Origin of the sequence: Streptomyces sp. NBC_00259 (assembly GCF_036181745.1) — a bacterium.
GTDB classification, from domain to species: Bacteria; Actinomycetota; Actinomycetes; order Streptomycetales; family Streptomycetaceae; genus Streptomyces; species Streptomyces pratisoli.
Genome location: NZ_CP108080.1, coordinates 2,694,537 through 2,720,162 on the forward strand (window position 1 = coordinate 2,694,537; position 25,626 = coordinate 2,720,162).

17 protein-coding genes, 1 tRNA gene and 1 pseudogene are annotated in these 25,626 nt (G+C 71.1%); 9 read left to right on the forward strand and 10 right to left on the reverse strand.

Annotation, left to right across the window (positions count from 1 at the left end; translation table 11 throughout):
- Positions 1-3: 3 nt before the first annotated feature.
- The 5 genes and pseudogenes from ettA to OG766_RS12095 form a co-directional block, all read right to left on the reverse strand.
- Entirely contained in the window at positions 4-1,668 is a 1,665-nt protein-coding gene (gene ettA, locus OG766_RS12075) for an energy-dependent translational throttle protein EttA (RefSeq protein WP_266374146.1), read from the reverse strand.
- 233 nt (positions 1,669-1,901) lie between these two features.
- Positions 1,902-3,305, reverse strand: coding sequence for a Cys-Gln thioester bond-forming surface protein (locus OG766_RS12080; RefSeq protein WP_328725280.1), 1,404 nt, complete (start codon positions 3,303-3,305; stop codon positions 1,902-1,904).
- A gap of 415 nt (positions 3,306-3,720) precedes the next feature.
- Positions 3,721-4,104 (reverse strand): annotated as a pseudogene (locus OG766_RS12085) (single-stranded DNA-binding protein); the annotation flags it as partial.
- Positions 4,105-4,505: 401 nt separating this feature from the next.
- Positions 4,506-6,521 (reverse strand): YfjP family GTPase, encoded by a 2,016-nt coding sequence (locus OG766_RS12090; protein WP_266374143.1) that lies wholly within the window; start codon positions 6,519-6,521, stop codon positions 4,506-4,508.
- Positions 6,518-8,128 (reverse strand): dynamin family protein, encoded by a 1,611-nt coding sequence (locus tag OG766_RS12095; protein WP_266374142.1) that lies wholly within the window; start codon positions 8,126-8,128, stop codon positions 6,518-6,520. Before OG766_RS12095 ends, OG766_RS12090 begins: the two co-directional genes overlap by 4 nt.
- Before the next feature lie 315 nt (positions 8,129-8,443).
- Between OG766_RS12095 and OG766_RS12100 the strand changes: the two genes are divergently transcribed.
- The 6 genes from OG766_RS12100 (at position 8,444) to OG766_RS12125 (ending at position 14,196) form a co-directional block, all read left to right on the forward strand.
- Positions 8,444-8,516: transfer RNA gene (locus OG766_RS12100), tRNA-Arg, on the forward strand.
- Positions 8,517-9,096: 580 nt separating this feature from the next.
- Positions 9,097-9,591, forward strand: coding sequence for a hypothetical protein (locus OG766_RS12105; RefSeq protein ID WP_328725281.1), 495 nt, complete (start codon positions 9,097-9,099; stop codon positions 9,589-9,591).
- A 120-nt stretch (positions 9,592-9,711) separates the two neighbouring features.
- On the forward strand, positions 9,712-11,595 hold the full coding sequence (locus OG766_RS12110) for a TerD family protein (RefSeq protein WP_328725282.1): 1,884 nt from the start codon (positions 9,712-9,714) through the stop codon (positions 11,593-11,595).
- A 175-nt stretch (positions 11,596-11,770) separates the two neighbouring features.
- Complete coding sequence (locus OG766_RS12115; RefSeq protein WP_328725283.1) at positions 11,771-12,589, forward strand: SAM-dependent methyltransferase; 819 nt, start codon at positions 11,771-11,773, stop codon at positions 12,587-12,589.
- A gap of 242 nt (positions 12,590-12,831) precedes the next feature.
- Positions 12,832-13,554 (forward strand): thioesterase II family protein, encoded by a 723-nt coding sequence (locus OG766_RS12120; RefSeq protein ID WP_266374113.1) that lies wholly within the window; start codon positions 12,832-12,834, stop codon positions 13,552-13,554.
- 150 nt (positions 13,555-13,704) lie between these two features.
- Positions 13,705-14,196, forward strand: a complete 492-nt coding sequence (locus tag OG766_RS12125; RefSeq protein ID WP_266374111.1) for an AraC family ligand binding domain-containing protein — start codon at positions 13,705-13,707, stop codon at positions 14,194-14,196.
- 290 nt (positions 14,197-14,486) lie between these two features.
- Here the strand turns inward: OG766_RS12125 and OG766_RS12130 are convergent, their stop codons facing one another.
- The 4 genes from OG766_RS12130 to OG766_RS12145 all read right to left on the reverse strand — a co-directional run bounded on the left by OG766_RS12130 (position 14,487) and on the right by OG766_RS12145 (position 20,768).
- A complete protein-coding gene (locus tag OG766_RS12130) occupies positions 14,487-14,948 on the reverse strand; it encodes an anthrone oxygenase family protein (protein ID WP_328725286.1) in 462 nt (153 codons plus the stop codon).
- Positions 14,949-15,125: 177 nt separating this feature from the next.
- Positions 15,126-16,721: a vWA domain-containing protein gene (locus tag OG766_RS12135; RefSeq protein ID WP_266374107.1), complete on the reverse strand. Its 1,596-nt coding sequence runs from the start codon at positions 16,719-16,721 to the stop codon at positions 15,126-15,128.
- 265 nt (positions 16,722-16,986) lie between these two features.
- Positions 16,987-17,940, reverse strand: a complete 954-nt coding sequence (locus OG766_RS12140; protein WP_328725288.1) for an ABC transporter permease — start codon at positions 17,938-17,940, stop codon at positions 16,987-16,989.
- Positions 17,937-20,768: an alpha/beta fold hydrolase gene (locus OG766_RS12145; RefSeq protein ID WP_328725289.1), complete on the reverse strand. Its 2,832-nt coding sequence runs from the start codon at positions 20,766-20,768 to the stop codon at positions 17,937-17,939. Before OG766_RS12145 ends, OG766_RS12140 begins: the two co-directional genes overlap by 4 nt.
- A 225-nt stretch (positions 20,769-20,993) precedes the next feature.
- Between OG766_RS12145 and OG766_RS12150 the strand changes: the two genes are divergently transcribed.
- The 3 genes from OG766_RS12150 to OG766_RS12160 all read left to right on the forward strand — a co-directional run bounded on the left by OG766_RS12150 (position 20,994) and on the right by OG766_RS12160 (position 23,982).
- A complete protein-coding gene (locus OG766_RS12150) occupies positions 20,994-21,431 on the forward strand; it encodes a GNAT family N-acetyltransferase (RefSeq protein WP_266374101.1) in 438 nt (145 codons plus the stop codon).
- 209 nt (positions 21,432-21,640) lie between these two features.
- A complete protein-coding gene (locus OG766_RS12155) occupies positions 21,641-22,840 on the forward strand; it encodes a S8 family peptidase (protein WP_266374099.1) in 1,200 nt (399 codons plus the stop codon).
- Between the two features lie 164 nt (positions 22,841-23,004).
- Complete coding sequence (locus OG766_RS12160) at positions 23,005-23,982, forward strand: hypothetical protein (RefSeq protein ID WP_266374097.1); 978 nt, start codon at positions 23,005-23,007, stop codon at positions 23,980-23,982.
- A gap of 129 nt (positions 23,983-24,111) precedes the next feature.
- Here the strand turns inward: OG766_RS12160 and OG766_RS12165 are convergent, their stop codons facing one another.
- On the reverse strand, positions 24,112-25,614 hold the full coding sequence (locus tag OG766_RS12165; protein WP_266374096.1) for a CoA-acylating methylmalonate-semialdehyde dehydrogenase: 1,503 nt from the start codon (positions 25,612-25,614) through the stop codon (positions 24,112-24,114).
- Between the last annotated feature and the right edge of the window lie 12 nt (positions 25,615-25,626).

Here is a 25,626-nt window from a genome sequence, read left to right on the forward strand (position 1 = left end):
AGATCAGCCCCGGGTGAGCTTCTTGTAGGTGGCGCGGTGCGGACGTGCGGCGTCCGCGCCGAGCCGCTCCACCTTGTTCTTCTCGTACGACTCGAAGTTGCCCTCGAACCAGAACCACTTCGATTCGCCCTCGTACGCCAGGATGTGCGTCGCGACCCGGTCCAGGAACCAGCGGTCGTGGGAGACGACCACGGCGCAGCCCGGGAAGTCGAGCAGGGCGTTCTCCAGCGAGGAGAGCGTCTCGACGTCGAGGTCGTTGGTCGGCTCGTCGAGGAGCAGCAGGTTGCCGCCCTGCTTCAGGGTGAGCGCCAGGTTGAGGCGGTTGCGCTCACCGCCGGAGAGGACCCCGGCCGGCTTCTGCTGGTCCGGGCCCTTGAAGCCGAACGCCGACACATAGGCACGCGACGGCATCTCGACCTGGCCGACGTTGATGTAGTCCAGCTCGTCGGAGACGACGGCCCACAGCGTCTTCTTGGGGTCGATGTTCTCGCGGCTCTGGTCGACGTACGAGATCCTGACGGTCTCGCCGATCTTGATGTTGCCGGAGTCGGGCTTCTCCAGACCCTGGAGCATCTTGAACAGCGTGGTCTTGCCGGCGCCGTTCGGGCCGATGATGCCGACGATGCCGTTGCGGGGCAGGGTGAAGGAGAGGTCGTCGATGAGGACCTTGTCGCCGAAGGCCTTGTTCAGGTTCTCGACCTCGACGACGACGCTGCCCAGACGCGGGCCCGGCGGGATCTGGATCTCCTCGAAGTCCAGCTTCCGCATCTTGTCGGCCTCGGCCGCCATCTCCTCGTAGCGCGCCAGACGGGCCTTGGACTTGGCCTGGCGTCCCTTGGCGTTGGAGCGGACCCACTCGAGCTCTTCCTTGAGCCGCTTCTGGCGCTTGGCGTCCTTCTGGCCCTCGACCTTGAGGCGGGACGACTTGTTCTCCAGGTACGTGGAGTAGTTGCCCTCGTACGGGTGGGCGCGGCCGCGGTCGAGCTCCAGGATCCACTGGGCGACGTTGTCGAGGAAGTACCGGTCGTGGGTCACGGCGACGACGGTGCCGGGGTACTTGGCGAGGTGCTGCTCCAGCCACTGCACCGACTCGGCGTCCAGGTGGTTGGTGGGCTCGTCGAGCAGCAGCAGATCGGGGGCTTCGAGCAGCAGCTTGCACAGGGCGACACGGCGGCGCTCACCACCGGAGAGGTTGGTGACCGGCCAGTCGCCGGGCGGGCAGCCCAGCGCGTCCATGGCCTGCTCCAGCTGCGTGTCCAGGTCCCAGGCGTTCGCGTGGTCGAGGTCCTCCTGGAGCTTGCCCATCTCCTCCATCAGCGCGTCGGAGTAGTCGGTCGCCATCAGCTCGGCGACCTCGTTGAAGCGGTGGAGCTTCCCCATGATCTCGGCGGCGCCGTCCTGGACGTTCTGCAGGACGGTCTTGGACTCGTCGAGCGGGGGCTCCTGGAGGAGCATGCCGACGCTGTACCCGGGCGAGAGGAAGGCGTCACCGTTGGACGGCTGCTCAAGACCGGCCATGATCTTCAGCACGGTGGACTTACCGGCGCCGTTCGGGCCGACCACACCGATCTTCGCACCGGGCAGGAAGCTCAGCGTGACGTCGTCAAGGATCACCTTGTCGCCGTGCGCCTTGCGCGTCTTGCGCATGGTGTAGATGTACTCAGCCAAGAGAAACCGTCCGGCAATCAGTGAGTGGGCAGATACACCCCATCTTGCCTGACCGCCACCCCTGGAACGAAACCCGTATCTGGCGGGCCTCCTGAGCTGCCGGTTCCCCGGCCTCCCTGTAGTGGATCTGTCACCGGTCGTCGCCGTCGGCCGCCGACGGGCGCGCTCCGGAAGGCAGGATGGAGCCCCCGCCGGCTGTGGCCGAGCCCGGCGGAGGCTGGTCGTTCCGTCGCTCACTCCTCGGTGGAGGGAGCCTTCTTCCTGCGGACGAAGAGGATGGCGGCGCCGCCGATGACGACGAGGCCGATCGCCGTGCCGGCGATGATCGGGGTGACATTGGACGCGCCGGTCGCGGCGAGGTTCTCGTCACCGCCGAAGGTGCCGCCCGCCGAGGCTGCGCTGGGCTGGGGAGCCGGCTCGGCCGGGGCCGGTCCTGTGCTGCCGGTGGTCTTGCAGTCCAGCACGCCCTTGAAGTTCTTCGAGAACCCGCCGGGCCCGGTGATCGTGAAGTCGTACGCCTGGTCCTCGGGGACCGGGACGGTGACGGTACGGGACTCACCGGGGGCTACCGAGTGCTTGAAGCCCATCAGGCTGAAGGTGAACGCCTCGTCGCCCTTGTTGGTGGCGGTGATGTCGACGCTGCCCGTGGCGCAGTTCTTCTCCGCGGTGAGCGCGGGGATCGGACCGGCCTTGGCCCACGTGGCGGTCGCCGTCGAGGAGACCGTGGACTGGCTGGACCCGGCGAGGATCTGGGTCTGGCTCTTGGTCACCCCGGCGAACGCCCGCCCGACGGGCACGTTGGTGGTGGCCTGCACGCTCAGCGCCGCGGTGCCGTCAGGGGTGCCGGACGGTATGCCGAAGTAGAGCCGGCTGCCGTCGGCCGCGGTCGTGACGCGCTTGCCGGCCTCGTCCGTCACCGTGACACCGCTGGCGGCGGAATCGGCGGGCGGGGTGACGGCGACGCGGTCGGCGTCGGTGCGGACCGTGACCGGTCCGAGCCGCCCGCCCGCCTTCCCGGAGACCGCGCTGGGCTCCAGGCTCAGCGAGGCCCGGGGCTCCGCCACGTTCTTCGCCTTCTTCTCCAGCCAGTCGGCGAGCTTCTCGGCCGCGGGGTCGATCGCCTCGACATCGGCACCGTCCGAATAGCGCCAGATCGCGACCTGGGTGCCGGCCGCGGCGGTCCGCTCGGTGAGCGCACCCGTCCCGGCCCGCTCGGCCAGCCCCATGAGGTCGTCGACCTGGGGGTAGGAGTGCTGCAGAATCCAGCGGATCCGGCCGGCGTCCTTGTTCGCACCGAGCGAGGTCTGGTCCCAGGGGGTCTCGAGGTACTTCGCCTGCTCCTGGGTGGGGTTGTGGATGTCGATGCAGTACGTCTTGAGCCTGCCACCGCCGTCGACGGTCATCTCGAACAGCCCGGCGGGCAGCTCGTGCTCCTGCCCGCCGTCGCGCAGCACGGCGCGGTCGAACGTGGTCAGGCCGTCCAGCGTGGCGGAGGCGCCAGCCTGGTGCTGGGGAGTCTCCTCGGCGGCGGCAGGTCCCGCGCCGGCCAAGGCACCCGTCGCGAACAGACCGGACACCAGGGCCACCGCGGCGCGCCGGGCGGCTCCCCGCCCACGTACAGAGAACGCAGAAAACACAGAATTCCCCTCCGGGCGAGGCCCTTTCGCTTGGGGTGCGTGGGGGGAGTGCCTCGCCAGCAGACTCAAGTGCCCCGTGAGTACTGAGAAATCCTAGGGACGCGATGCGACCCGATCTCCCGTCATGCCGTCAGATAACCATTCCGAATCAGAATCGTTATCGCCGACTGCACATCCCCCCGATTGACTATCGACAAATCTCCACAACCGCAGGTCAGTGCGGTCAGGGCACGGCCGCGGGAGTCCCGGCTTCGGCAGCTACGGCGCCCGGACCGCCGGCCGGCCCCCGGCCGGCCGCGTGGTCCTGCCCGTTCGAGCCTGGCGGTCCCGGCGGGCCGCCGTCCGGGCTCGACGGCCCCGTACGCACGGGGAATTCGGGCGAGTCGAAGGGGCTCGCGAACCCGGATGGATCGGCAGGACGGCCCGTCAGATGTGGTTCGCCTTTCATCGTTCGCCGGAATGCCGATGTCCCTCGGGTCATGTCGTGTCCGACGGCGACCGCGTCGACGTCGACGGACGTCCGGCGCTGCCCCTCCTTCTCCTCCTCCCGCACCTTCAACCGGCCGTGCACCACAAGCGGTTCGCCGACGGCCACCGAGGCCGCGAGATTCACGCCCAGCGTCCGCCGGGCCCACACCGTGTAGAAGCTCGTCGGCCCGTCGGCCCACAGCTCCCGCTGCCGGTCCCAGTGGCGCGCGGTCACGGCGAACCGGAACCGCGCCCATCCCCCGGTCGCCGACTCCCGGTACTCCACGGCGGTCGCGACATTGCCCACCAGCGTCACCATCGTCTCGTTCATGACGATCCCCTCCCGCTTTCCTGCTTCCGGCCGGTCCGGCCGTTGCGCTGACGGATCTCATGCTCGACCGGCCGGCGGATTCCCGCTCACGCCTGTGGAAACCGGAGCAGCTGTGGAAAACCCCGCCACCCTCCCGGGTGACGGGGCCGCCGTGTCCCAGCGTCAGAAGGACCTCTCAGGGCCTGAAGGACGTCTCAGGGCCTGAAGGACGTCTCAGGGCCTGAAGGACGTCTCAGGGCCTGAAGGACGTCTCAGGGCCTGAGGGATCTCCTCAGAGCCCGTGGAAAGCGGAGGAACCTCCTCAGGGCCCGTGAGAAAGCCTCCGAGAGCCCCGACACCTCTCAGGACGCCTCAGGTCGCCTCACGACGCCTCACGACGCCTCACGACGCCTCACGACGCCTCAGCGTTTGAGAGACACCGTCACGTACTGCTCCCGCACCTCCTGGTACCGCAGCAGCTCCGCCGCGATCGGATCCAGGACCTTCGCCCGCCCGCAGGCCGCGGCGGCCTCCCGCAGGCGCCGCTCCGCGTCCTGCCCGTACCGCCGTGCGGGCCCCTTCGCGGCGGTCGCGCACGCCCACTCCACCAGCGGCCCGCCGATGATCCCGCCGAGCATCACCAGCACCGGCGGCACCAGTCCCGGCTCCAGGACCCCGATGATCTGGCCCAGCAGCCACAGCCCTCCGAAGATCTGCAGCAGCGTCATGGCGGCCTGCGCCAGCACCGCGGCCGGCCACCACGCGGGCCGCGGCGGGCGTTCGTTCGGCGTGCCCAGCGTGACGGCGAGCTCGTCGAGCTCCTCGGGCAGCCCCTTCGACCCGCGCACCGCCGCCTCGCGCACGGCCTGTGCCCACGGCACCGGCAGCCCGTGGGCCGCGTCGTCCGCGACGGTGCGTACCGCCTGTTCGACCCGCTGCCGCGCCGTCAGCTCCTCCTCCGCGGGCTCCGGGGGCTGCGGCAGCCCGCCGCCGGGGGTGCGGACGCGCTCGTACCAGCGCCACAGCCGCAGCCACGGCGTCCCGCAGGCGCGCCCGGCGTTCCTGCGCCACTGGCGTTCGGCCTCCTCGCCGACCGCCGTGGCCCCGACCGCGTTCGCCAGCCGGGCCGTGAAGTCGTCGCGGGCGCGCTCGCCGAGCCCCGGGCGCCCGTCGGCGACGTACACGGGCCGCAGTCGTTCCGCGGCCGCGTCGATGTCGGCGGAGATCCGCCGGGCCGCGGCGCTCTTCTCCTGGACGAGCCGACCGATCAGTTCGCGCAGGTCACCGACGCCCTCGCCGGTCAGCGCGGAAAGGGCGAGGACCGTGGCGCCGGGATCACCGTGCTCGCCGACGGCGATGCCGTCCTCGTCGAGGAGGCGGCGCAGATCGTCGAGCACCTGGTCGGCGGCCTCGCCGGGCAGCCGGTCGATCTGGTTGAGGACGACGAAGGTGACTTCGGCGTGCCCGGCGAGCGGACGCAGATAGCGCTCGTGGAGGGCGGCGTCCGCGTACTTCTCCGGATCGACGACCCACACGACCGCGTCGACGAGCGCCAGGACCCGGTCCACCTGTTCCCGGTGCACGGTCATCGCCGAGTCGTGGTCGGGCAGATCCACCAGGACGAGCCCCTGCAGCGCCTCGTCACCGCTTCCGCCCGCGAGGGGCCTGCGGCGCAGCCGGGGCGGGATGGCGAGCCGGTCGAGCAGCCCGGCGGCCCCTTCCGACCAGGTGAGGGAGATCGGCGCGGAGGTGGTCGGACGGCGCAGCCCCGTCTCCGAAATCGGCACCCCGGCCAGGGCGTTGAACAGCGTCGACTTGCCGCTGCCGGTCGCGCCCGCGATGGCGACGACGGTGTGCCGCGCCGACAGCTGCTGCCGTGCCGCCGCTTCGTCGAGCACCCGGCCCGCTTCGGCGAGGGCCTTCTCGTCGAGCCGGGCACGGGACAGGCCGACGAGCTCGCGGAGCGAGTCCAGGCGGGTGCGCAGCGGGGCGGCGTAGGGGCCGCCGATGGGGACGTGCCCCTCGTCGCCGACGAGGGACCCGTCGTCCCCGGCGAGGGCGGAAGGGTCGACGGCGCGGCGGGCGATGAGACCGTCGTCCCACCGTTCCCCGTCGGCGTCGGCGTCACCATCACCGTCGCGATGAGCGCCGTCGCTGCCGTCGGCTCCGTCACCGCCCTCGGCGAGAGCGGGCTGCTCGCCCTGCTCGTCCGGTGCCTGGGACTCCTGCCCCCCGGCCGGCCCGGCGACGCGCGTGCCCTCCGCGTCCTCCCCGCGCGCCCCCTCGGGGCCGATGTCGGGACGGGCGTCCGGACGGGCGTCGGGACCGTCGGGGCCCGCGACCGTTCCGGCCGCGGGCCCGTCCTCCGTCCCCGCCTCGGGGCCGGGCCCCGAGCGACGGCCCTCGGTCTCCCCAGTGACAGCAGTCACCGCGGTCACCTCTCCTTCTGCAGTACGGACAGCGCGGCGATCAGCTCGGCCTGCGGCTCCGGGCACAGCTCGAGAGCGTCGAGCGGGGCGAGCCGCCGGTCGCGCTCCTCGTTCAGTACGCGTTCGATGTACGTCATCACCAGCTCCCCGCCCTTGTCGCGGAGCCGCAACGCGCCCTGCGCCCCCATCCGCTCCGCCAGCCGCTCCCCCGCGACCCGGGCCCGCCGGCCGCCGAGCAGCGTGGTGGCGAGCAGCGCGGCGACGGTCTCGGGGTCGGGCGCGGCGGAGCGTTCCAGGTCCCGCACCTCCTCCTCGGCCAGCTCCTCGAGGACGCGCCGCCAGCGCCGCACGGCCATCCCGATGCGCTCGGGGGCCTCCAGGTCGGCTCGCGCGTTCCCGACGCCGGCCGCCCCGGCGGCCGGTTCGCGCCGCCACGCTTCCTGGAGCCGCTCGTCGGCGGCGGCCACGGCGCACTGCAGCAGGGCGGTCAGGCTCTCCGCGAGCGCGTCGAGGAGCTCCACGGCCGAGCTGTCGCGCGGATAGCCGCGCCAGCGGGTGCGTGCGTCCCCGGCGAGGACCGCGCCCCGGCGAACCAGCTTGCGCACCCGCTCGGCCTCCTGCGCGTACGCCTCCTCGACGGCACCGGAGAGCCGTACGGCGGCGGCGTACTGCGCGGCGACGGCACCCGCCAGCTCCGGCATACGGGCATTCAGGGAGTCGATGACGCCGGCGGCGGTACGGACGACGGTCTGCTGGCGCGCGGCGGGGTCCAGGGCGCGGTGGGCGAGCCATTCGCGGAGCGCGGCGACGGCGGTGTCCGGCAGCAGCCCCCTGCCACCGCCCGCGGACTCGGGCAGCTCCGGGATCGTGAAGCGCGGTACGTGTCCGAGGCCGGCCTTGGTCAGCAGCGCCGCGTACTGCCGGGACACCTCCGTGAGCACCTGGTGCGGCACCCGGTCGAGCACGGTCACGAGCGTGGCGTCGTACTCCTTCGCCGTGCGCAGCAGGTGCCAGGGGACGGCGTCCGCGTACCGCGAGGCGGTGGTGACCATCACCCACACGTCGGCGGCGCAGATCAGCTCGGCGGCCATGATCCGGTTCTCGACGACGAGGGAGTCGATGTCGGGCGCGTCGAGCAGGGCGAGTCCGGGCGGCAGCGACGCGGAGGTCTCGATCCGCAGCGCACGTTCCTCGGGCTTCCCTCGTGCCCCGACAGGCGACGACGTCGCCTCGGTCTCCTCCTGCTGCGGCAGCCATACGCGGGTGAAGTTCGGCAGTACGCGCATGTCGGCGAACCACTGGTGATCGTCCGGGTGGCATACGAGCACAGGCGTACGCGTCGTGGGCCGCAGCACCCCGGCCTCGGTCACCCGTCGCCCCACAAGAGAGTTGACCAGCGTGGACTTGCCGGCTCCCGTGGACCCTCCGACGACCGCGAGCAGCGGTGCTTCGGGGTCTTTCAGCCGGGGCACCAGATAGTCGTCGAGCTGCGCGAGAAGCTCGGCCCGTGTCTGCCGCGCCCGCGGAGCACCTGGAAGGGGGAGTGGAAGACGCACGGCAGCGACTCGGTCGCGCAGGGCGGAGAGTGCGTCGATCAGCTGAGGCCGTACTTCCATGGTCACCACATGCGAAGAATGCCCAATTTTGGCTGCTTTTTGAAGCGTATGGACCCTCCTGCGCGCCGATCAGGCAGACGGGACAGACGGGACGAGTGGGGCGCAGGCATAACGAGTGCACAACACCCGAGGTGTCAGGCGAAAAAAGCGCTGCGAGAATCGCACCTGCCTGCGATTATCGGTTCGCTTCACCGAACCTCCACATCGTGCCACGGAGGTGAAGCAACCGGGTCAAGGCGATCGGAGCCCTATCCTTGTCCCGGCAAGGTCACGGACGACCCATTTGGGGCTCCAGGCCACCGAGGCCACATCCGGGCCCCCGTAGCTCAGTGGATAGAGCAGGCGCCTTCTAAGCGCTTGGCCGCAGGTTCGAGTCCTGCCGGGGGCGCACAGTTCGGACGACGGTTCGGCCCTCCCACCGGGAGGGCCTTTTTGCTGGTCGGAGGCAATCTAGCGGGGGCGTCGTAGCGAGGACGTAAACGACGGACCACTCCCAGGTGATCATGAGAGCGGCCCGGTACCGTCCGGCTGCGACCGGGCTTCCGGCCTCCGGCGTGCTCGGGATCCGCTTCCGGCGGGACCTTGAGCCGGCCGCGAGGCAGCGGGCCGGCGCGGCGAGCAGAGCCCGTAAGCCGCCGCCCGCGCGTCCCGCGGCCCGCGATCCGGGGGCGAGCCACGCCGACATCGGCGGCTCCCGGGTCTCCTGCGGCGCGCCCTCTTTGCCGTACAACAGGGCGCGGCGCCCCTATGCGCCCATGAAGCCGCCCCACTCCCGATCTCGCATGACCGGCCGGACAGCAGCCCTTGCTGACGGCCCGCCGTTGCGTGACGCATGGCGGTCAGTCGCAGGGCGACTTCACGGCCAGGTGGTCGGCAACCGCCCGTTCCAGCCGTTGACTTGAGTCGTGAGGCTCCACCAACTTTGATCTGCCTCCGACTGCGGACGCAACTTCTGGTAGGAAGCAGCCATGGAGGCTGCACTGGTCGGACTTGCAGGTACAACGGTGGGGGCTGTGACCGGCTTTGCGGGCGCATGGCTTGCTCAGCGCGGGCAGGTACGCATCCAGCAGGAACAACGGGCGCATGCGGAACAGGTCCGCTGGTTGGACGACAAGAAGGGCCTGTACAGGGACCTGTTGATCACTCTGTACGGCTGGCACGACTCTCTTGCCTCCATCCTGAGAGGCGAGGACGACGGCAAGCTGTCCGAGCATCGGTCGGCCGCCTACAAGTGGATCGTCGAGGCGTCCCTGATAGCCGACGACGAGGTTCGCTCCGCTGTGAGTGAGGTGCACCATGCCCTGCTGCGGGTTCAGCCCGTGGTCTTCGAGGGCACTTCGGCGACGGACGAATGGCCGCTTGAGGCGGTGGAGGGCGGCCTTTCAGCGCTGGAGGACGCGCTTCGGGCCGAACTGGCCATGCCGGGCCGTGTGGGTGCGCGCCCCAGGCTGGGGCGCCGTTGACGAACGGTGCTGTGCAGAACGCGGGGCGGTGTCTCACCTGAGGCTGCCGCGCGCTGACATATCGGGATGAATGGCCATCCAGGTTGAAGGGCCGGTGAATATCCCACCATCCTTTCCGCCATGCCTCTCGCATCTGCCGCTCTCGATGTGTCCGGCCCGCGTGACTACGCCTTCGACTGGGCGCTGGTGGACGTGGAAACCTCGGGGTTGGTCGCGCGCCGGGACCGGGTGCTGTCCGTGGCCGTGGTCACGCTCGGCCCGGACGGTGAGCAGACCGGGGAGTTCTCCACCCTGCTCGAACCCGGCTGCGATCCCGGACCGGTGCATGTGCACGGTCTGACGGCCGAGCGGCTGAGTGGTGCACCGACCTTCGACCAGGTCGCCGGGCGGATCGGGGCGATGCTGCAGGACAGGGTGCTGGTCGCGCACAACGCGCAGTTCGACTACGACTTCCTCGCACACGAGTTCGCTCGGGCACGGATGTGGCTGCCCGTCTCCCAGCGGCTGTGCACCCTCGCGCTGAACCGCCGCGTCGACCCGCCGACCGGCGATCTGAAGCTGGGCACGCTCGCCGCCCACTACGGCGTCCGGCAGCTCAGGGCGCACGACGCACTGGACGACACCCGCGTGCTGGCCGGAGTGCTGCGCCCCTCGCTGCGGGAGGCCGCGCGGCTGGATCTGCCGTTGCCGCTGGTGGCCTGCCCACCGCGACAGGACCCGCAGTTCGCGCCCAAGCCGCCGAAGACCGCGTGTTCCTTCCGCAACCCGGGGCGGCTGTCACCGGGCGGCCCGCTGGTGCAGGGAATGAAGATCGCCATGACCGGGGAGACCGCGACGTCGCGGGCCGAACTGGTCGGGCGCTCGGTCGCCGCCGGGCTGAACATGATGGCCTCGGTCAGCCGGCACACCAGCGCGCTGGTCACCAACGACTCCTCGTCGGGGTCGGCGAAGGCGCGGCGGGCCGCGGCCGAGCGCGTTCCCATCATCGACGAGTACACCTTTCTGCGGCTGCTGCGCGACGTACGGCCGGGGACGCCGCACACGCCGACCACCGCCACGACCACCGCCACACCCGTACCCGTGCCCGTACCGGCCTCCATTCCGCCGGCGCGCGCACCGCAGGATGCCGCCGATACGCCCGCCGCCGCGCCCCTGCCCATGCCCGCACCCGCACCCACGCCCCCCGCGAAACCGGCCGCTCCGGTCAGGGCGCTGGCCGGGCGTCGCGTGCTCGTCCTCGGCGGCACCCACCCGGACGCCGCGGCCGCCCGCGCCCGCGTCGTCGAGCTCGGTGGAGCCGCCGCGATCAACCTCTCCGCGAGCGTCACCGACGTCGTGCTCCTCACCGGCGGCGACGCCGACCGCCGTATGCGCCGGATCTCCTCCCTCGCCCTTCCCACGTACGGCGTCGGCTGGCTCGACGCACCGGTCATCGCCCCGCTGCCCGGGCTCAACGACCGACGGGAGGCAACACACGTCCTGCCCCGCGGCGGTGTCATCGATCTGCCCGACGGGAAGGCCGCGGCCGCCCGTTGGACCGTCACGGCGTCCTGGGCCCAGCAGACCGCCTGCGAGATCGACGTGGTCGCGCTCGTGGTCGACGAGGACGAGCAGGTCTCCTTCGACGAGGACTTCGTCTTCTACGGAGCACCGGAGAACCCGGGCGGCACCGTCCGCCTCCTCGGCGACGGGCCGACCGAGCAGACCGTCAGCATCGATCTCGCCACCCTGCCGCCCGCCGCCCACAAGGTCGTCGTCGCCGCGTCCATCGACGGCCCACCCACCTTCGGCGACGTCGGCGCCATCCAGATCAGCGCCGGCCCCGGGACCAGCGCGGCACCGCTCGTCCAGGCCACGCTCGACGCCGCGACCACCGAACGCACCATGCTGCTCGCCGAGATCTACCGCCGTGGCCCGCGCTGGCGTCTGCGCGCGGTCGGTCAGGGTTACGACGACGGCCTCGGCGCCCTCGCCCGCAGCTACGGGGTCGACGTCGCCGAGTGACCCACGGGCGAGCCATGGTCAGGCGCGGAGTTCGACGGGCCGGCCGGGCTGGTGGCGGGGCCCGCCCGATGCGCGGAATGCCGTGATCGTTTGTTGTGCCGCAAGTCTCACGTACCTCAACTCCAGGCACTACTTTGTGCATTGCCCTCTCGACAGGCCGACTGGAGACGACCCCATGACCGACGCCACGGCAGCTTCCGATGACCTGCGCGACAGAATCAACACCACACAGCCGCACACCGCCCGCATCTGGAACTACTGGCTGGGCGGGAAGGACAACTACGAAGTCGACCGCGTGACCGGGGACCAGATCCGCAAACTGCACCCGGGCATCGGCGACTACGCCCTCGCTGACCGGCAGTTCCTCGGACGTGCCGTGAGCCACCTCGTGAACGAGTGCGGCATACGCCAGTTCCTCGACGTCGGCACGGGCCTGCCGAGTGCGGACAACACTCATGAAGTCGCCCAGCGGCTGGCTCCGGAGTCCCGCATCGTCTACGTCGACAACGACCCGTTGGTGCTCGCCCATGCACGTGCCCTGCTGACCAGTACGCCCGAGGGCAGGACGGACTACCTGGACGAGGACCTGCGCAACGTCGATGCCATCCTCGAACAGGCGGCGAAGACACTGGACTTCAGCCGACCGGTGGCGCTCATGCTGCTCGGCGTGGTCATCTTCATCGGGGACGACGAGGAGGCCTCCGGGATCGTCCGGCGCCTCTTGGACGCGCTCCCGTCCGGCAGTCACCTGGTGCTGACCCACACCATCACCAGCCCCGCCATGCCCGATGTCGACGCCGCGGTGGCGTTCTGGAACGAGCACGGCACTCCGAAGCTGACCCAGCGCACGCCCGAGGCCATCGCTCGGTACTTCGACGGTCTGGAACTCCTCGAGCCCGGTGTCGTGTCCTGCAACCACTGGCGTCCGGACGCGGACGGTGAGCCGCTGCCCGACGAGGTGGCCATGTTCGGCGGGGTCGGGCGCAAGAACTGATCCACGAGGCGGGCCGGGCATCCGACGTCGCGGCGGCGACTCCGCGGCGTCGGGCGGCCGGCAGGGCCCACCCTGCCCGGCCACCCCGCCCGACCGGCCCGCCCCGGTCGGCCCCGGTCGGCGCCGAGCGCCGTCCCCATGCCGCAGCACCTGCGCGGCCCGTCGGTGATCGCCGTCTAGGGTGTGCAGACCGGGCGCGTTCTCCCGTGCCTGCGGCTCCACGCTCTTCTCAGGAGGATCACATGCCCTGGACGCTCTGTGCGGAGCCACGGGCCCTCGCGCCGCTCCGGCTGGTCTGCTTCCCGCACGCCGGCGGCTGGCCCTTCTTCTTCCAGAGCTGGAGCAAGGAACTGACCGATTTCGAGGTCCATTCCGTGTGCTACCCGGGACGCGCCGAACCCGTTGCCGAGGAACCGGTCCGGGAACTCGTCCCGATGGCCCGTCTGATCGCGGAGGAGACCGCAGCGTCGGCCGACGGCCGGGGCCTCGTCCTCTTCGGGCACAGCATGGGGGCGATCGTCGCCTACGAGACCGCACGAGCTCTTGAGGCCCGCGACTGTCCGGTGGACCGTCTCATCGTGTCGGGCGCTCGTGCACCGCAGTTGCTGGCGGCCGGGTCGCCGAAGGTCCCGCGCGGCGAGCAGGCCGTCATCGAGACCGTGACCGAACTCGGGGGTACGGACCCTGAACTGCTGCGCGACCCCGACTTCCGTGAGCTGCTGCTTCCTGCGATCACCGCCGACTTCGAGATGCTGGGCGCGTACGTGCAGACGGACCGCGCTCCCCTGGAATGCGCTGTCACCGCACTCGTCGCGGACGCCGATCCCCGGGTGACGGTCGCGGAGGCCGCCGCCTGGCAGGAGTCGACCCGCGGCCCGTTCCGGTTGCGGACCGTGCCCGGCGGCCACTTCTATCTGGCCTCGGATCCGCCGTTCGATGCCGTACGCGAGGACTGCGGGCGGTGAGGAGGGCCTGGCACCGGGGTTACGGCCCATGTCCGGCCACAGGGGAATGGCCGCTTTCGCCCGCGCCCCGGGATCACGACGCGGAGTAACATGCGTGGCTTTGGGGTCCGGCGTGGATCTGGTGGGGGTCGAGCGCAGGAGGAGTAAGTAATGGCGCCGTCTTCCCGGCCAGGCGTGCTCGCGCGGCTGGCGGAGCTGACCAGTGGCGTACCCGCAGGTCAGGGTGGGGCGCTGTGGCGGCTGGCGGAGGAGGGGAGACAGCTGGATGCGAATGTGGTGCGGCTCCCTCCGCACGGCCGGGTGGCCGAGCATGTGGAACCCGATCTGGATGTGTTGCTGTACGTGACCGCCGGGAGCGGCTTCCTCGAACTGGAGGGAATCCGGCAGAACGTGGTCGCGGGTTCGGTGGTGTGGCTGCCGCGTGGCAGCGTTCGCCGGCTGCACGCGGGCCCTGACGGTCTGGTGCAGCTGAGCGTGCACCGTCGGCGTCCCGGACTGACCATCAAGGCCAGTGCGGAGAAGGCGGCGGGCGGTGAGCCCGCGTGTCTGCTGGACCGGGTGTGCGCGGAATGCGGGCGCCTCGCGACGGAGTCGGACGCGCGGTTCTGCGGCCGTTGCGGTGCGAGCCTGCCCGGCCGCTGAACCGGTCCGGAAAGGGGCTGCCCGTCCGGAAGGGGGACGGGCTGCCCCGGGTGGGGGAAGTCGACCCCCGTCGGCGTGGGGGAACGACCGGGACAGCCCGCCCCCGGCCTCGTCCGGCGGTCGGTCGTGCGTCGTGCGTCGTGCCGGAAGTTCGGTCGGCCGAGTCAACCGCGCCTGCCGAGTCTGCTGATTCTGCTGGGAACGACAACGTTGTCCGCATGTGCCGCTACGAACCGTACCGGGACACCCGCCCTTGTGAGAGTCGGTTGTGCGCCACTGTCGGGTTTCCGTCACGCCAGCGAGGCGCCGGCGAGGAGGGCGAACGAGACGACGATGAGGGCCGTACGGATGCGGTGGAGTTGGTTCCACCTGCCCTCGAAGGCGGCGCGGACCTCGGAGTCGGGCTCCGACTCGGACGACGCCAGCGCGTTGTTCAGCGGAATGTTCCCGGCGATCGTGATCAGGTGATTGAGCACGGCGCACACAAGGCCCGCCACGATCAGCCACATCCGGGTGTCCGAGCGGTCCTCGCCCGGGACGGCGAGTGCGGCCGCCGGAAACACCACGACGGCCAGAAAGACCGCCAGGAACACGGCGCGCGGCACCTCTTCGTTGATGCGCCGCATGGCCGGTACGAACTGGTCGTCGGAGAGCCTGGCCAGCGCGGGCATGATCCCGATCTGGAAGATCAGCATGAAACCCGCGTACAGGCCGGTGGAGATGACGGCAAGGGCGAGCAGCAAGGTAGCCATGGCGGACATCATGTCGCGGACAACCTCCTTGCGCAGCAGGCCTGGTAGGCCGAGGGCCCCGGCGGAAGGCCGGGGCCCGGGCGGAAGGGCCGGGCCCACGCCCGCTCCCTCCGTCCGGCCCGCCCATCCGCCCTGGTTCGCTCGTCCGCCCTGGCTCGCCCTCGCCGCCCCGCCTGTTCAGTCCAGCAACGCGTCAGCGCTGCGTATCGACTCGGCCAGCTGGCGTACGGAAGCATCCTCCGTGCTCCGCGCGAGGCTTCCGGCCCGTTCCGCGAGATCGCCCAGTCGGGGCGCGCCCGGGGTCTCGGCGCCTCGGAGCCGCTGGGCGAAGTAGGCGGCGACGGCGCTGACCTGCAGTCGCGGCGCGGTCCGTGGCGCCCACAGGTCCCTGTCGAGGGCGCCGGCCTCCACGGTGCCCGTCGCCTCGTGCGGCGCCCGGGTCCGCGGGTCGAGCCAGCGCACGGTCGCCGTGGCGACGTGTCCGCTCGCCCCTTCCTTCAGCCGTACCGCGTACAGCGCCGTCACGGTGTGGCCGGGGCCGACCTCGCCGCCGTCCACCCGGTCGTCGCGGAAGTCCTCGTCGGCGACCGCCCTGTTCTCGTACCCGATCAGCCGGAACTCCTTCACCGTCTGCGGGTCGAAGGCGACCTGTGCCTTGGCGTCCCGGGCACGCAGCTCCACGTGGGCGGGCAGCTGGTCGACGAAGACCTTCCTGGCCTGCGCCGACGTGGACACGTACGTGGTGTGGCCGTCGCCCCGGTTCGTGAGCCGTTCCATCAGACTGTCGCCGTACTCGCTGCCGACTCCGACGCCGAAGAGCGTGATGCCGAACTCCCTGCGGGAGCTGTCGATCCGCTCCAGGATCGCGTCGGCCTCGGTCTCGCCGGTGTTGGCGAGCGCGTCGGAGAGGAGCACGACCCGGTTGTTGGCGCCGCGCCTGCGGCCGTCCACGGCGGCGTCGTAGCCGGTGCGGACGCCCGCCTCCACATTGGTGGAATCGGACGGCTCCAGCGAGTCGACGATGTCGTGGATCCGTGACCTGTTGCCGTCGATCCGGGTCATCGGCAGCCGTGTCTCGGCCTCGCCGCTGAAGGTGACCAGGGCGAGGGAGTCGTCGTCGCGGAGCTGGTCCGTGAGGATGCCGAGCGACTCCTTGACGAGGTCGAGCCGGCCCGGCTCGGCCATCGACCCTGAGATGTCGACCACGAAGGTCAGGGCGGCCGGGGGCCGTTCGGCGGTCCTGGTCGACGCACGGGTGGCCAGGCCCACGCGCATCAGCGACCAGCCGTCACCGCCTCCGTTGCCCGCCCGGGCACCGTCCACGGTCACCGAGAAGCCGTTGCCCCCTGGGCGTGGATAGTCCTGGCGGAAGCTGTTGACGAACTCCTCGGGGCGTACGGAGTCCGGGGCCGGCAGCCTGCCCTCGGAGAGGCTGCGCCGTGCGTAGCCGTACGAGGCCGTGTCCACGTCCAGAGCGAAGGTGGAGAGGTAGTCGGGCGCCGGTGCGAAGTCCCGTTGCGCATCGTCTTTCTGCTCGCCCTCGCGCCCTTCGCCACGGTCGCCCTCGGCGCCCTCGGCGCCCTCGGCGGGCCGGCCGCCGCCGTCGGGCGGCATCGGCGCCTGTTGGCCTTCGTCGGCGCGCTGCGCGCCGCCCCCGGTCGCGCGGTCCGTCTGCCCTCCCGCGCCGCAGCCGGTCAGCAGCACGGCCCCGGCGAGCAGCGCCACGAGTGCTCCCCTGTACGTCCTTGCGGACGCCTTTCCGCGGATTTCCATCCCCGCCCCCTCCATCGTCAGCACTTGTGAATGTGACGTGCGAGACGGCCGGAAGGAGCAGTCGAACGAGTTGCGGATGAATCTCAATGCGGCAACGGCCGACGGAGGGGGGAACCTCCATCAGCCGTTCCGGAGGAGCGAGTTGCCGCGCCGCCGCTGCCGGCTTCGGCGCCGACACCCGTGCGACCTCGGCCGAAGCCAGACAATCGCAAGCCCAGACCATCGCAGCCGCGGCGCGCGGCGCGTGCCGGAGGCCCGGCCGGTGTCAGGACACGATGTCCTTACGGGCGAACCCGCGGAAAGCCAGGGCGAACAGCACGAGAGCGTAGGTCACGGACACCGCCGCGCCCTTCAGCATCCCGCCCCACTCCAGTTGGGGCTGCAGCGCGTCCGCCCAGGCGAACTGCCAGTGCGCCGGAAGGAAGTCGCGCCAGGACCCCAGCGCCGTCACGGCGTCCAGGACGTTCCCCACGATCGTCAGCCCGACCGCACCGCCGACGGCGCCCAGCGGCGCGTCCGTCTTGGTCGACAGCCAGAAGGCCAGCCCGGCGGTGACCAGCTGGGAGACGAAGATGAACGCGACGACGAGCGCGAGCCGCGGCAAGGTGTCCGCGGTCGCCAGGGATCCGCCGGTGGGCAGTTGCAGCGGCCCCCAGCCGTACGCCACGGTGCCGGCCGCGAGCGCGACCAGCGGCAGCAGCAGCATCGCCGCCGCGCTGAAGCCCAGCGCGACCGCCAGCTTCGACCACAGCAGCCGGGACCGCGGCACCGGTGCGGCGAGCAGATACCGCAGCGAGGACCAGCTCGCCTCGGACGCCACGGTGTCCCCGCAGAACAGCGCGACGGGCACCACCAGCAGGAACCCGGCCGACACGAAGAGGCAGGTGGCCGCGAAGTTCGCGCCGGACGCGGTCGCCGTGTCCATGAGCGTGATCCGGCCGCCGCCCCCGCCCCGCTCGTCCGGGGTGCCGCCGATCGCGAAGGCGACGATCAGCACGAACGGCAGCGCCGCCAGGATCGCGCCCATCACGAGCGCCCGCCGTCGCTTCAGCTGCCGCACCGCCTCGACGCGCAGCGGGAGCGTGTGCCGAGCCCGGTAGCCGGGCGCGGTCGCCACGGCAGCCCCGCCGCTCACCGTCCTCGTGTCACCACCGGTACTGCCGCTACCGGCAGTACCGCCAGTTTCGGTACCGGTGCTGGTGCTGGTGCTGGTGCTCATGCGGATGCTCCTCCGATCAGGGTGAGGAACGCGTCCTCCAGGCGCCGGTGCGGTCCCGCACCGGTCACCGGCACGTCCAGCCGTACGAGTTCGGCGATCAGCCCTGCCGCGCTCGCACCGTCCAGCCGGACCAGCAGCCCGGCTCCGTCGTCCGTCGGGACCGCGGAGCCGACCCCGGGCAGGGCCGCGATCTTCTCCACGAGCGGCGCGGACAGCTCTTCCGCCGTCGTCACCAGCAGCGTGTCGCCAGCGCCGGTGATCTCCGCGACCGGTCCCGCCTGCACCAGCCGGCCGCGGTCCATCACGACGAGATCCGTGCAGGACTGCTCGACCTCCGCGAGGAGGTGGCTGGAGACGATGACGGTCCGGCCCCCGGCCGCGTACCGGATCATCACGTCCCGCATCTCGCGGATCTGCGGCGGATCGAGCCCGTTCGTCGGCTCGTCGAGGATCAGCAGGTCCGGCAGGCCGAGCATGGCCTGCGCGATGGCCAGACGCTGCCGCATGCCCTGCGAGTACGTGCGTACCGCGCGGGCGAGGGCGTCGCCGAGGCCGGCGATCGCGAGGGCCTCCTCGATGTGGGAGTCCTCGGCGGGACGGCCGGTGGCGCGCCAGTAGAGCTCGAGGTTCTCCCGGCCGGACAGATGAGGCAGGAAACCGGCGCCCTCGACGAACGCGCCGACCCGGGAAAGGACGGGTGCGCCCGGCTTGATGGCGTGTCCGAAGACGCGGATCTCGCCGTCGTCAGGAGTGATGAGGCCCATCAGCATGCGCAGGGTGGTGGTCTTGCCCGCGCCGTTCGGGCCGAGGAGTCCGAGCACCTGGCCCTTCTCGACGCGGAAGGAGAGGTCCCGTACGGCGTACCGGTCGGCGGACTTGGCGTACCGCTTGGTGAGTCCGGTGATCTGCAGCGGAACGTCGGCGAGGCCGGGGTCGGGCGCGGGCGCCGACGTCCGGCGGCGCGCGGTGAGCAGCAGCGCGGCGGCGACGACCGCACCCGCGGCGGGCAGGCCCCACACCCACCAGGGCATCCCTGTGGCCTGTGTGGTGACTCCGGGTGCGGTGGGCACCGTGAGCGGCCCGGTGAGGGAGACGCGGTAGGTGGCGGGGGCGGCGGGCGAGGAGTAGCCGAGGTCGGTGGCCGCGAGGACGAGGCGCAGCCGGTGCCCGGCCTCGACCTCGTGGTCCACGGCGGGCAGGGTCAGCTCGACGGCCTTGCCCGCGGTGGCGCCCTCGACCCGGACCGGGGCGACGAGCTGCGCGGGGAGCACCTGCTGACGTCCGTCGGGTCCGACGTCGTACACCTTGCCGAAGAGGACCGCCTCCCCGCTGTCCGAGGCGACCTCGACCCGGACGGTGGGTGAGCCGGTGATCCGGGTGCCGCGGCCCAGGGGCGCGGAGTCGAAGCGTGCGTACTGCCCGGGGAAGTCGAGGGAGAGTCCGACGCCGAAGGAGGACAGCTGGGAGAGCCCGCCGCCCACGCCGGGTACGGCGGAGATCCCCGGCGGAGTCGCGCCCGCCGGGTTGCGGAAGGACTGCGGACGACCGGTGAGTTCGACCTCGCGGCCGCCCGCACGCAGGCCCGGGTACGCGGCGGCGGTGGCGCCGCGCAGGGTGGCCTGGCCGTCGGTGGAGTCGACGCCGCCGGTCCTGCTGACCCGGAAGCCGGGGCCGGTCCCGGCGGCCTCGTCCCCGTTCAGATACCGGTCGAACCAGGAGGAGACCCGCCCCCGGATCCGGTCCCCCTCCAGATCACCGCCGTCGTGCCCACCGGCGATCCAGTCGACGGCGACGGGCGCGCCGTTCCCCGAGATCGCCTTGGCCATCGCGTCGGCGTGCGACAGCGGGAAGAGCGAGTCGGACTGTCCCTGCACGATCAGTGCGGGCACCTTGATGCGGTCGGCGACGGCGGACGGGCTGCGCGCCTCCAGCAGGGTGCGGGCCTCGGCGTCGGGCTTGCCGCTGGTGGCGACGCGTTCGTACATGGCGCAGAGGGTGGGCTGGAAGCGTCCGCATGCGGCGGCCGCGGGCCCGGTGGGGGCGCTGGCCGCAGGCCTGGTGGAGGCGGTGGCCGCCTCGGCCCCGCCTCCCGTCCGCGCCGGTGCGTCCGCCGGAGCCTGTGTGCCTGCCGGGGCCTCGGGGGTGTCCGGTGCCTCACGGCTGTCCGGCGTGAGTCCGGCCGAGCTTGCCGAGCCGGTGGTGAAGAAGATCCCCGCCCAGAGTTTCTTGAAGACTCCGTCCGGGAACAGCGCGTCCGCGAGGTTCCAGTACGTGATCTCCGGAGCGATCGCGTCGACCCGCTGGTCGTACCCCGCCCCGAGGAGCGAGATCGCCCCGCCGTACGAGGCGCCGGTCAGCCCGACGCGCGGATCGCCCTTCTTGTCCAGCCGTACCTCGGGGCGCTCGGCGAGCCAGTCGATGAGCCGGGAGACGTCCTTGACCTCGTGGTCCGGGTCGTTCAGCCCGATCTGGCCGGTGGACGCGCCGAAGCCGCGCGCGGACCACGTCAGCACCGCGAACCCGTCCCGGGCCAGCGCCTCCGCCTGTGCGCGCACGGACTCCTTGCTGCCGCCGAAGCCGTGTCCGAGCAGCACGGCGGCCCGGCGGCCGCCGTTGCCGTCGCCGTCGCCAGAGGTGAAGTAGGAGGTGTCGATCCTCGCCCCGGGCATGCTCAGCACCTGGTCCTCGCGGTGCACGGAGGGCTGCTCCTCCGATGCGGCGACCGTCCATGTGCCCGCGCCGGCGAGCACGGCGAAGGCGGCGACGGCCGCGAGCCACCGCCCACGACGACGGGGCACGGCGGCCGGCCGGGGAAGTCGGATCTTCATGCTTGAAACCTTAGGCGGACGGCGACCCGGGTGCGGCTGCCGCCGGGCGGAACTCTGCGACCTCCTCGGGTAGTACCGGGTACCGTCCCCGTACACCAGACGCGGTACGCGACGGCGGGACGCGGACCCGGGACGCGGACCGGGATGCCGCGGCGTGCACGGACAGGGACCCGGGACGCGGAGCCGGAGACGGACGGGAGTCGGGAGAAGGGGAGGGGCCCTGCCATGGAGATCCGCCGTGCGACGACCGTCGCCGAGCTCATCGCCGCCGAGCATCTGTACGACGGCCCTGCGCGCACGGAGTGGGCGGAGCGCTTCCTCGCCGCCCCCGGCCATCTGATGCTGATCGCGTACGTCGACGGCGCCCCGGCCGGGATGGTCTCCGGCATCGAGATGCTCCATCCGGACAAAGGCGTGGAAATGTGCCTGTACGAGCTGTCGGTGGCGGAGAACCACCGGCGCCGCGGTATCGGCCGGGCGCTGACCGAGGCTCTCGCCGCGGCCGCCCGGGAGCGCGGCTGCTACGACATGTGGGTCGGCGTCGGCACGGACAACGACCCGGCGCTGGCGACGTACGGCTCCGCCGGTGCCGCGAACGAGGGTGAATTCACCATGCTGACCTGGGACTTCATGACAGGTGGCGGTTCGGGCGATTCGCGCTGACACACCACCGGGGGCGGGGCACCCCCCACGTGCGGTGCCGATGTCGGTGATGTCCGCCAAATTCCGCAGAACGCGCGGGCATTGAGTTGAACCCTTCAGTAACAACCCCTTGTGCACTCGATCACCGCACGAGACGCTGTGCCGCACATCCACTCCGCCACGTGGATGTTTGTCGTGTTCCGATCAAAGAGAGAGGTCAGGTGCACGAGATGAGATTCACTGCCCGCCGCTCCATACGTGTGGGCGCGCTGCTTCCCGCAGTCGCCCTCGCGGCCGGTCTCCAGTTCGCCGTCACCCCCACCGCGCAGAGCGCGTCGCTCGGCGATCTCCGTCTCGCCCCCACTGCAACCGCCGTACAGAACAGCTGGATCGTCGTCCTGAAGGACGGCAGCACTCGTGTCTCCGATCTCGCCGCCGACGAGGGTGTGACCCCCAAGCACACCTACCGCTCGGTCCTGAACGGCTTCTCCGCCTCGATGTCCAAGGCCAAGGCCGCGCGGCTCGCCGCCGACCCGCGCGTGGCGTACGTCGAGCAGAACAGCGTCATCCGCCTCAACGAGACCCAGTCGAACGCGACCTGGGGCCTCGACCGCGTCGACCAGCGCAACCTTCCGCTGTCGACCACGTACACGTACAACGCGACCGCGTCGAACGTGAACGCGTACATCATCGACACCGGCATCCGCACCTCGCACAGCGAGTTCGGCGGCCGCGCGCGTGTCGGCACCGACACCGTCGGCGACGGCCAGAACGGTCAGGACTGCCAGGGCCACGGCACGCATGTCGCGGGCACGGTCGGCGGCAAGACCTACGGCGTCGCCAAGTCCGTGAAGCTGGTCGCGGTGCGCGTACTGGGCTGTGACGGCTCCGGTACGACCGAGGGTGTCATCGCCGGCGTCGACTGGGTGACGGCGAACGCCGCCAAGCCGGCCGTGGCCAACATGAGCCTGGGTGGCGGCGCCAGCGCCGCCCTGGACAACGCGGTGAAGAAGTCGATCGCGTCGGGTGTCAGCTACTCGATCGCGGCCGGCAACGGCATCCTCATCGGCATCCCCGTGAACGCCTGCAACTACTCGCCGGCGCGGGTCCCCGAGGCGATCACGGTCGGCGCGACGGACAGGACCGACCGGCGGGCGTCGTTCTCCAACTACGGCAGCTGCCTGGACCTGTTCGCACCGGGCGTGGACATCACCTCCGCGTGGATGGACAACGACAGCGCCACGAACACCATCTCGGGTACGTCGATGGCCACCCCGCACACGGCGGGCGTCGCCGCGCTCTACCTGGGTGACCACCCCACGGCGACGCCGGCCCAGGTCCGCGACGCCCTGGTGAACAACGCGACAGACGGCAAGGTCGTGGACCCGCGCACGGGCTCCCCGAACAAGCTGCTGCACTCGTTGTTCTGACCCCGTCACCACCCCGGATGCCCGAGGAGCCCCTCCCCCACCAGGGAGGGCCGCTCCTCGGGCATCTGTCCTGACGATGACGCGTCGCGCGGTCGGCGTGTCGCTTCTCGTGTCGCCCTTCGTCGGTCCGGTGACCGTCCGTTAGGCTCGCGTCGCTCACCACGGTGCTGATCTTCACGGAGGGCAGGACGACGGGGATCAATCGAGAACGCCTCGTCAGAACACTGACGTTCTGGCTGCGGCCTGCCTTCACGTTGCGGGTCATCAACCGCTTCCAGAAGATCGTGGGTTTCGACCGCTCGATGGCCCTGGCATCCAGCGCCTTGACGGCACTGATCCCGCTCTCCATCCTCCTTGGCGCCGTCTTCGTGCACTACGACGCCGCAGAACAGATCATCGGGCGCTACCACCTCACCGGAGCAGGTGCCACCGCCGTCAGCTCGCTGTTCTCCGCCACGGACGGGACCAGTGTCAGCTTCGGCATCTTCGGGAGCGTGTTTCTGACGATCTCGGTGCTGAGTTTCGCCCGAGCCGCGCAGCGACTCTTCGAACAGACCTGGGAACTCAAGCCCCTGAGCGTACGCAACACGCGCAACGGCTTGTGGTGGATTCTCACCCTGGGCGGCTACGCGGTGGTCACCACGCTGCTCTCCGCGCTCCTCGGCGGTTACGCGCTGGGGCTGGCCGCCGTGGTGTGCCAGGTACCGGTGACCGCCGCGTTCCTCGTCTGGAGCGGCTGGATCCTGTCGGCGAAGCGGATCAGCCGGCCGGCCCTGCTTCCCTTCGGCGTGGTCGGCGCCGTTCTGACGGCAGCCTATTCGGTCGGCGCGACCATCTACATGCCGCGTCTCTTCACCTCCTCCGCAGCACGCTACGGAGTGGTCGGCGCGGTCTTCGCGATGATCTCCGCCCTCTTCGCGGCCATGCTCGTCCTGGTCGCGTCGGCGGCACTGGGACGAGAAGTACGGGACGAACTCAGCCGGATCCGTCGGGGCCACCGCCCTTCCGACCGCGAGGTCCGCCGGCAGTGGGACAAGGTGGTCGAGCAGACCCGGTCACAGTGGCGCACGGTACGGAAACAGATCTCTCATCGTCAGAACAAGAACAAGAACAGGAACGAGAACAAGAACTCGAATCCCTGATGGCACCACCGGCCACCGCCGGCATCCACGCTCCAGCGTCATCGGTCAGGGAACCGAACGCGGCGCGCGGCCCGTACGGGTCAGGGTTCCGTACGGGCCGCGCGGCGCTCTTCGTCCGACGAGTCGGCGTCAGTGGTTGCGGGGGAAGCCCAGGTCGACGCCGATGTGGCCCTCGGAGGGGTCGGGCCAGCGGGTGGTGACGACCTTGCCGCGGGTGTAGAACTGCACGCCGTCGTTGCCATAGATGTGCAGGTCTCCGAAGAGCGAGTCCTTCCAGCCGCCGAAGGAGTGGTAGCCCACCGGGACCGGGATCGGCACGTTGACGCCGACCATTCCGGCCTCGACCTCCATCTGGAAGCGGCGTGCGGCGCCGCCGTCGCGGGTGAAGATCGCGGTGCCGTTGCCGAACGGCGAGGAGTTGATGACCGCGAGGCCCTCCTCGTACGTCTCGGCGCGCAGCACGCACAGCACGGGGCCGAAGATCTCGTCCCGGTAGGCGTCGGAGTCCGTGGCGACCTTGTCGAGGAGGGACAGGCCGATCCAGTGGCCGTCCTCGAAACCGTCCACCGTGTAGCCCGTGCCGTCGAGCACGACATCGGCGCCCTGGTCCGCCGCACCGTGGACGTACGAGGCGACCTTGTCGCGGTGGACCTTCGTGATGAGCGGGCCCATCTCGGACGTCGGGTCGTTGCCCGGGCCGATCTTGATCTTCTCCGCGCGCTCGCGGATCTTGTCGACGAGCTCGTCGCCGATCGCACCGACCGCGACGACCGCGGAGATCGCCATGCAGCGCTCGCCCGCGGAACCGTACGCGGCGGAGACGGCGGCGTCCGCGGCCGCGTCCAGGTCCGCGTCCGGGAGGACGAGCATGTGGTTCTTGGCACCGCCGAGCGCCTGGACGCGCTTGCCGTTGGCGGAGGCGGTGGTGTGGATGTGCCGGGCGATCGGCGTCGAGCCGACGAAGGAGATCGCCGAGACGTCAGGGTGCTCCAGGAGACGGTCCACCGCGACCTTGTCGCCGTGGAGGACGTTGAAGACACCGTCCGGCAGGCCCGCCTCGGCGAGCAGCTCGGCGATCTTCAGCGACGGCGACGGGTCCTTCTCGCTCGGCTTGAGGACGAAGGTGTTGCCGCAGGCGATGGCGAGCGGGAACATCCACATCGGCACCATCGCCGGGAAGTTGAACGGCGTGATGCCGGCGACGACGCCGACGGGCTGGCGGATGGACGCCACGTCCACGCGGTTCGACACCTGGGTGGACAGCTCGCCCTTGAGCTGGGTGGTGATCCCACAGGCCAGGTCCACGATCTCCAGACCGCGGGCCACCTCACCGAGCGCGTCCGAGTGGACCTTGCCGTGCTCCGCGGTGATCAGCTCGGCGATCGCGTCACGGTTCGCGTCGAGCAGCGCGCGGAAGCGGAAGAGGATCGTGGTGCGCTGGGCCAGGGAGGACGTGCCCCAGGTCTCGTACGCGGCCTTCGCCGCGGCGACCGCCGCGTCGACCTCGTCGACGGAGGCCAGGGCGACCTGCGTGGTCACGGCCCCGGTCGCCGGGTCGGTGACCGGGCCCCAGTTGCCGGACGCGCCCTCGACGGTCTTGCCACCGATCCAGTGGTGGACGGTCTTCGTCATGTCGGAAAGCTC

Excerpts from the sequence above, each read along its gene's own strand:
- OG766_RS12095 (WP_266374142.1), bottom strand. The coding sequence starts at position 8,128 with ATGGAAGTACGGCCTCAGCTGATCGACGCACTCTCCGCCCTGCGCGAC.
- OG766_RS12105 (WP_328725281.1), top strand. The coding sequence starts at position 9,097 with ATGGAGGCTGCACTGGTCGGACTTGCAGGTACAACGGTGGGGGCTGTG.
- OG766_RS12110 (WP_328725282.1), top strand. The coding sequence starts at position 9,712 with ATGCCTCTCGCATCTGCCGCTCTCGATGTGTCCGGCCCGCGTGACTAC.
- OG766_RS12115 (WP_328725283.1), top strand. The coding sequence starts at position 11,771 with ATGACCGACGCCACGGCAGCTTCCGATGACCTGCGCGACAGAATCAAC.
- OG766_RS12120 (WP_266374113.1), top strand. The coding sequence starts at position 12,832 with ATGCCCTGGACGCTCTGTGCGGAGCCACGGGCCCTCGCGCCGCTCCGG.
- OG766_RS12125 (WP_266374111.1), top strand. The coding sequence starts at position 13,705 with ATGGCGCCGTCTTCCCGGCCAGGCGTGCTCGCGCGGCTGGCGGAGCTG.
- OG766_RS12130 (WP_328725286.1), bottom strand. The coding sequence starts at position 14,948 with ATGGCTACCTTGCTGCTCGCCCTTGCCGTCATCTCCACCGGCCTGTAC.
- OG766_RS12135 (WP_266374107.1), bottom strand. The coding sequence starts at position 16,721 with ATGGAAATCCGCGGAAAGGCGTCCGCAAGGACGTACAGGGGAGCACTC.
- OG766_RS12140 (WP_328725288.1), bottom strand. The coding sequence starts at position 17,940 with ATGAGCACCAGCACCAGCACCAGCACCGGTACCGAAACTGGCGGTACT.
- OG766_RS12145 (WP_328725289.1), bottom strand. The coding sequence starts at position 20,768 with ATGAAGATCCGACTTCCCCGGCCGGCCGCCGTGCCCCGTCGTCGTGGG.
- OG766_RS12150 (WP_266374101.1), top strand. The coding sequence starts at position 20,994 with ATGGAGATCCGCCGTGCGACGACCGTCGCCGAGCTCATCGCCGCCGAG.
- OG766_RS12155 (WP_266374099.1), top strand. The coding sequence starts at position 21,641 with ATGAGATTCACTGCCCGCCGCTCCATACGTGTGGGCGCGCTGCTTCCC.
- OG766_RS12165 (WP_266374096.1), bottom strand. The coding sequence starts at position 25,614 with ATGACGAAGACCGTCCACCACTGGATCGGTGGCAAGACCGTCGAGGGC.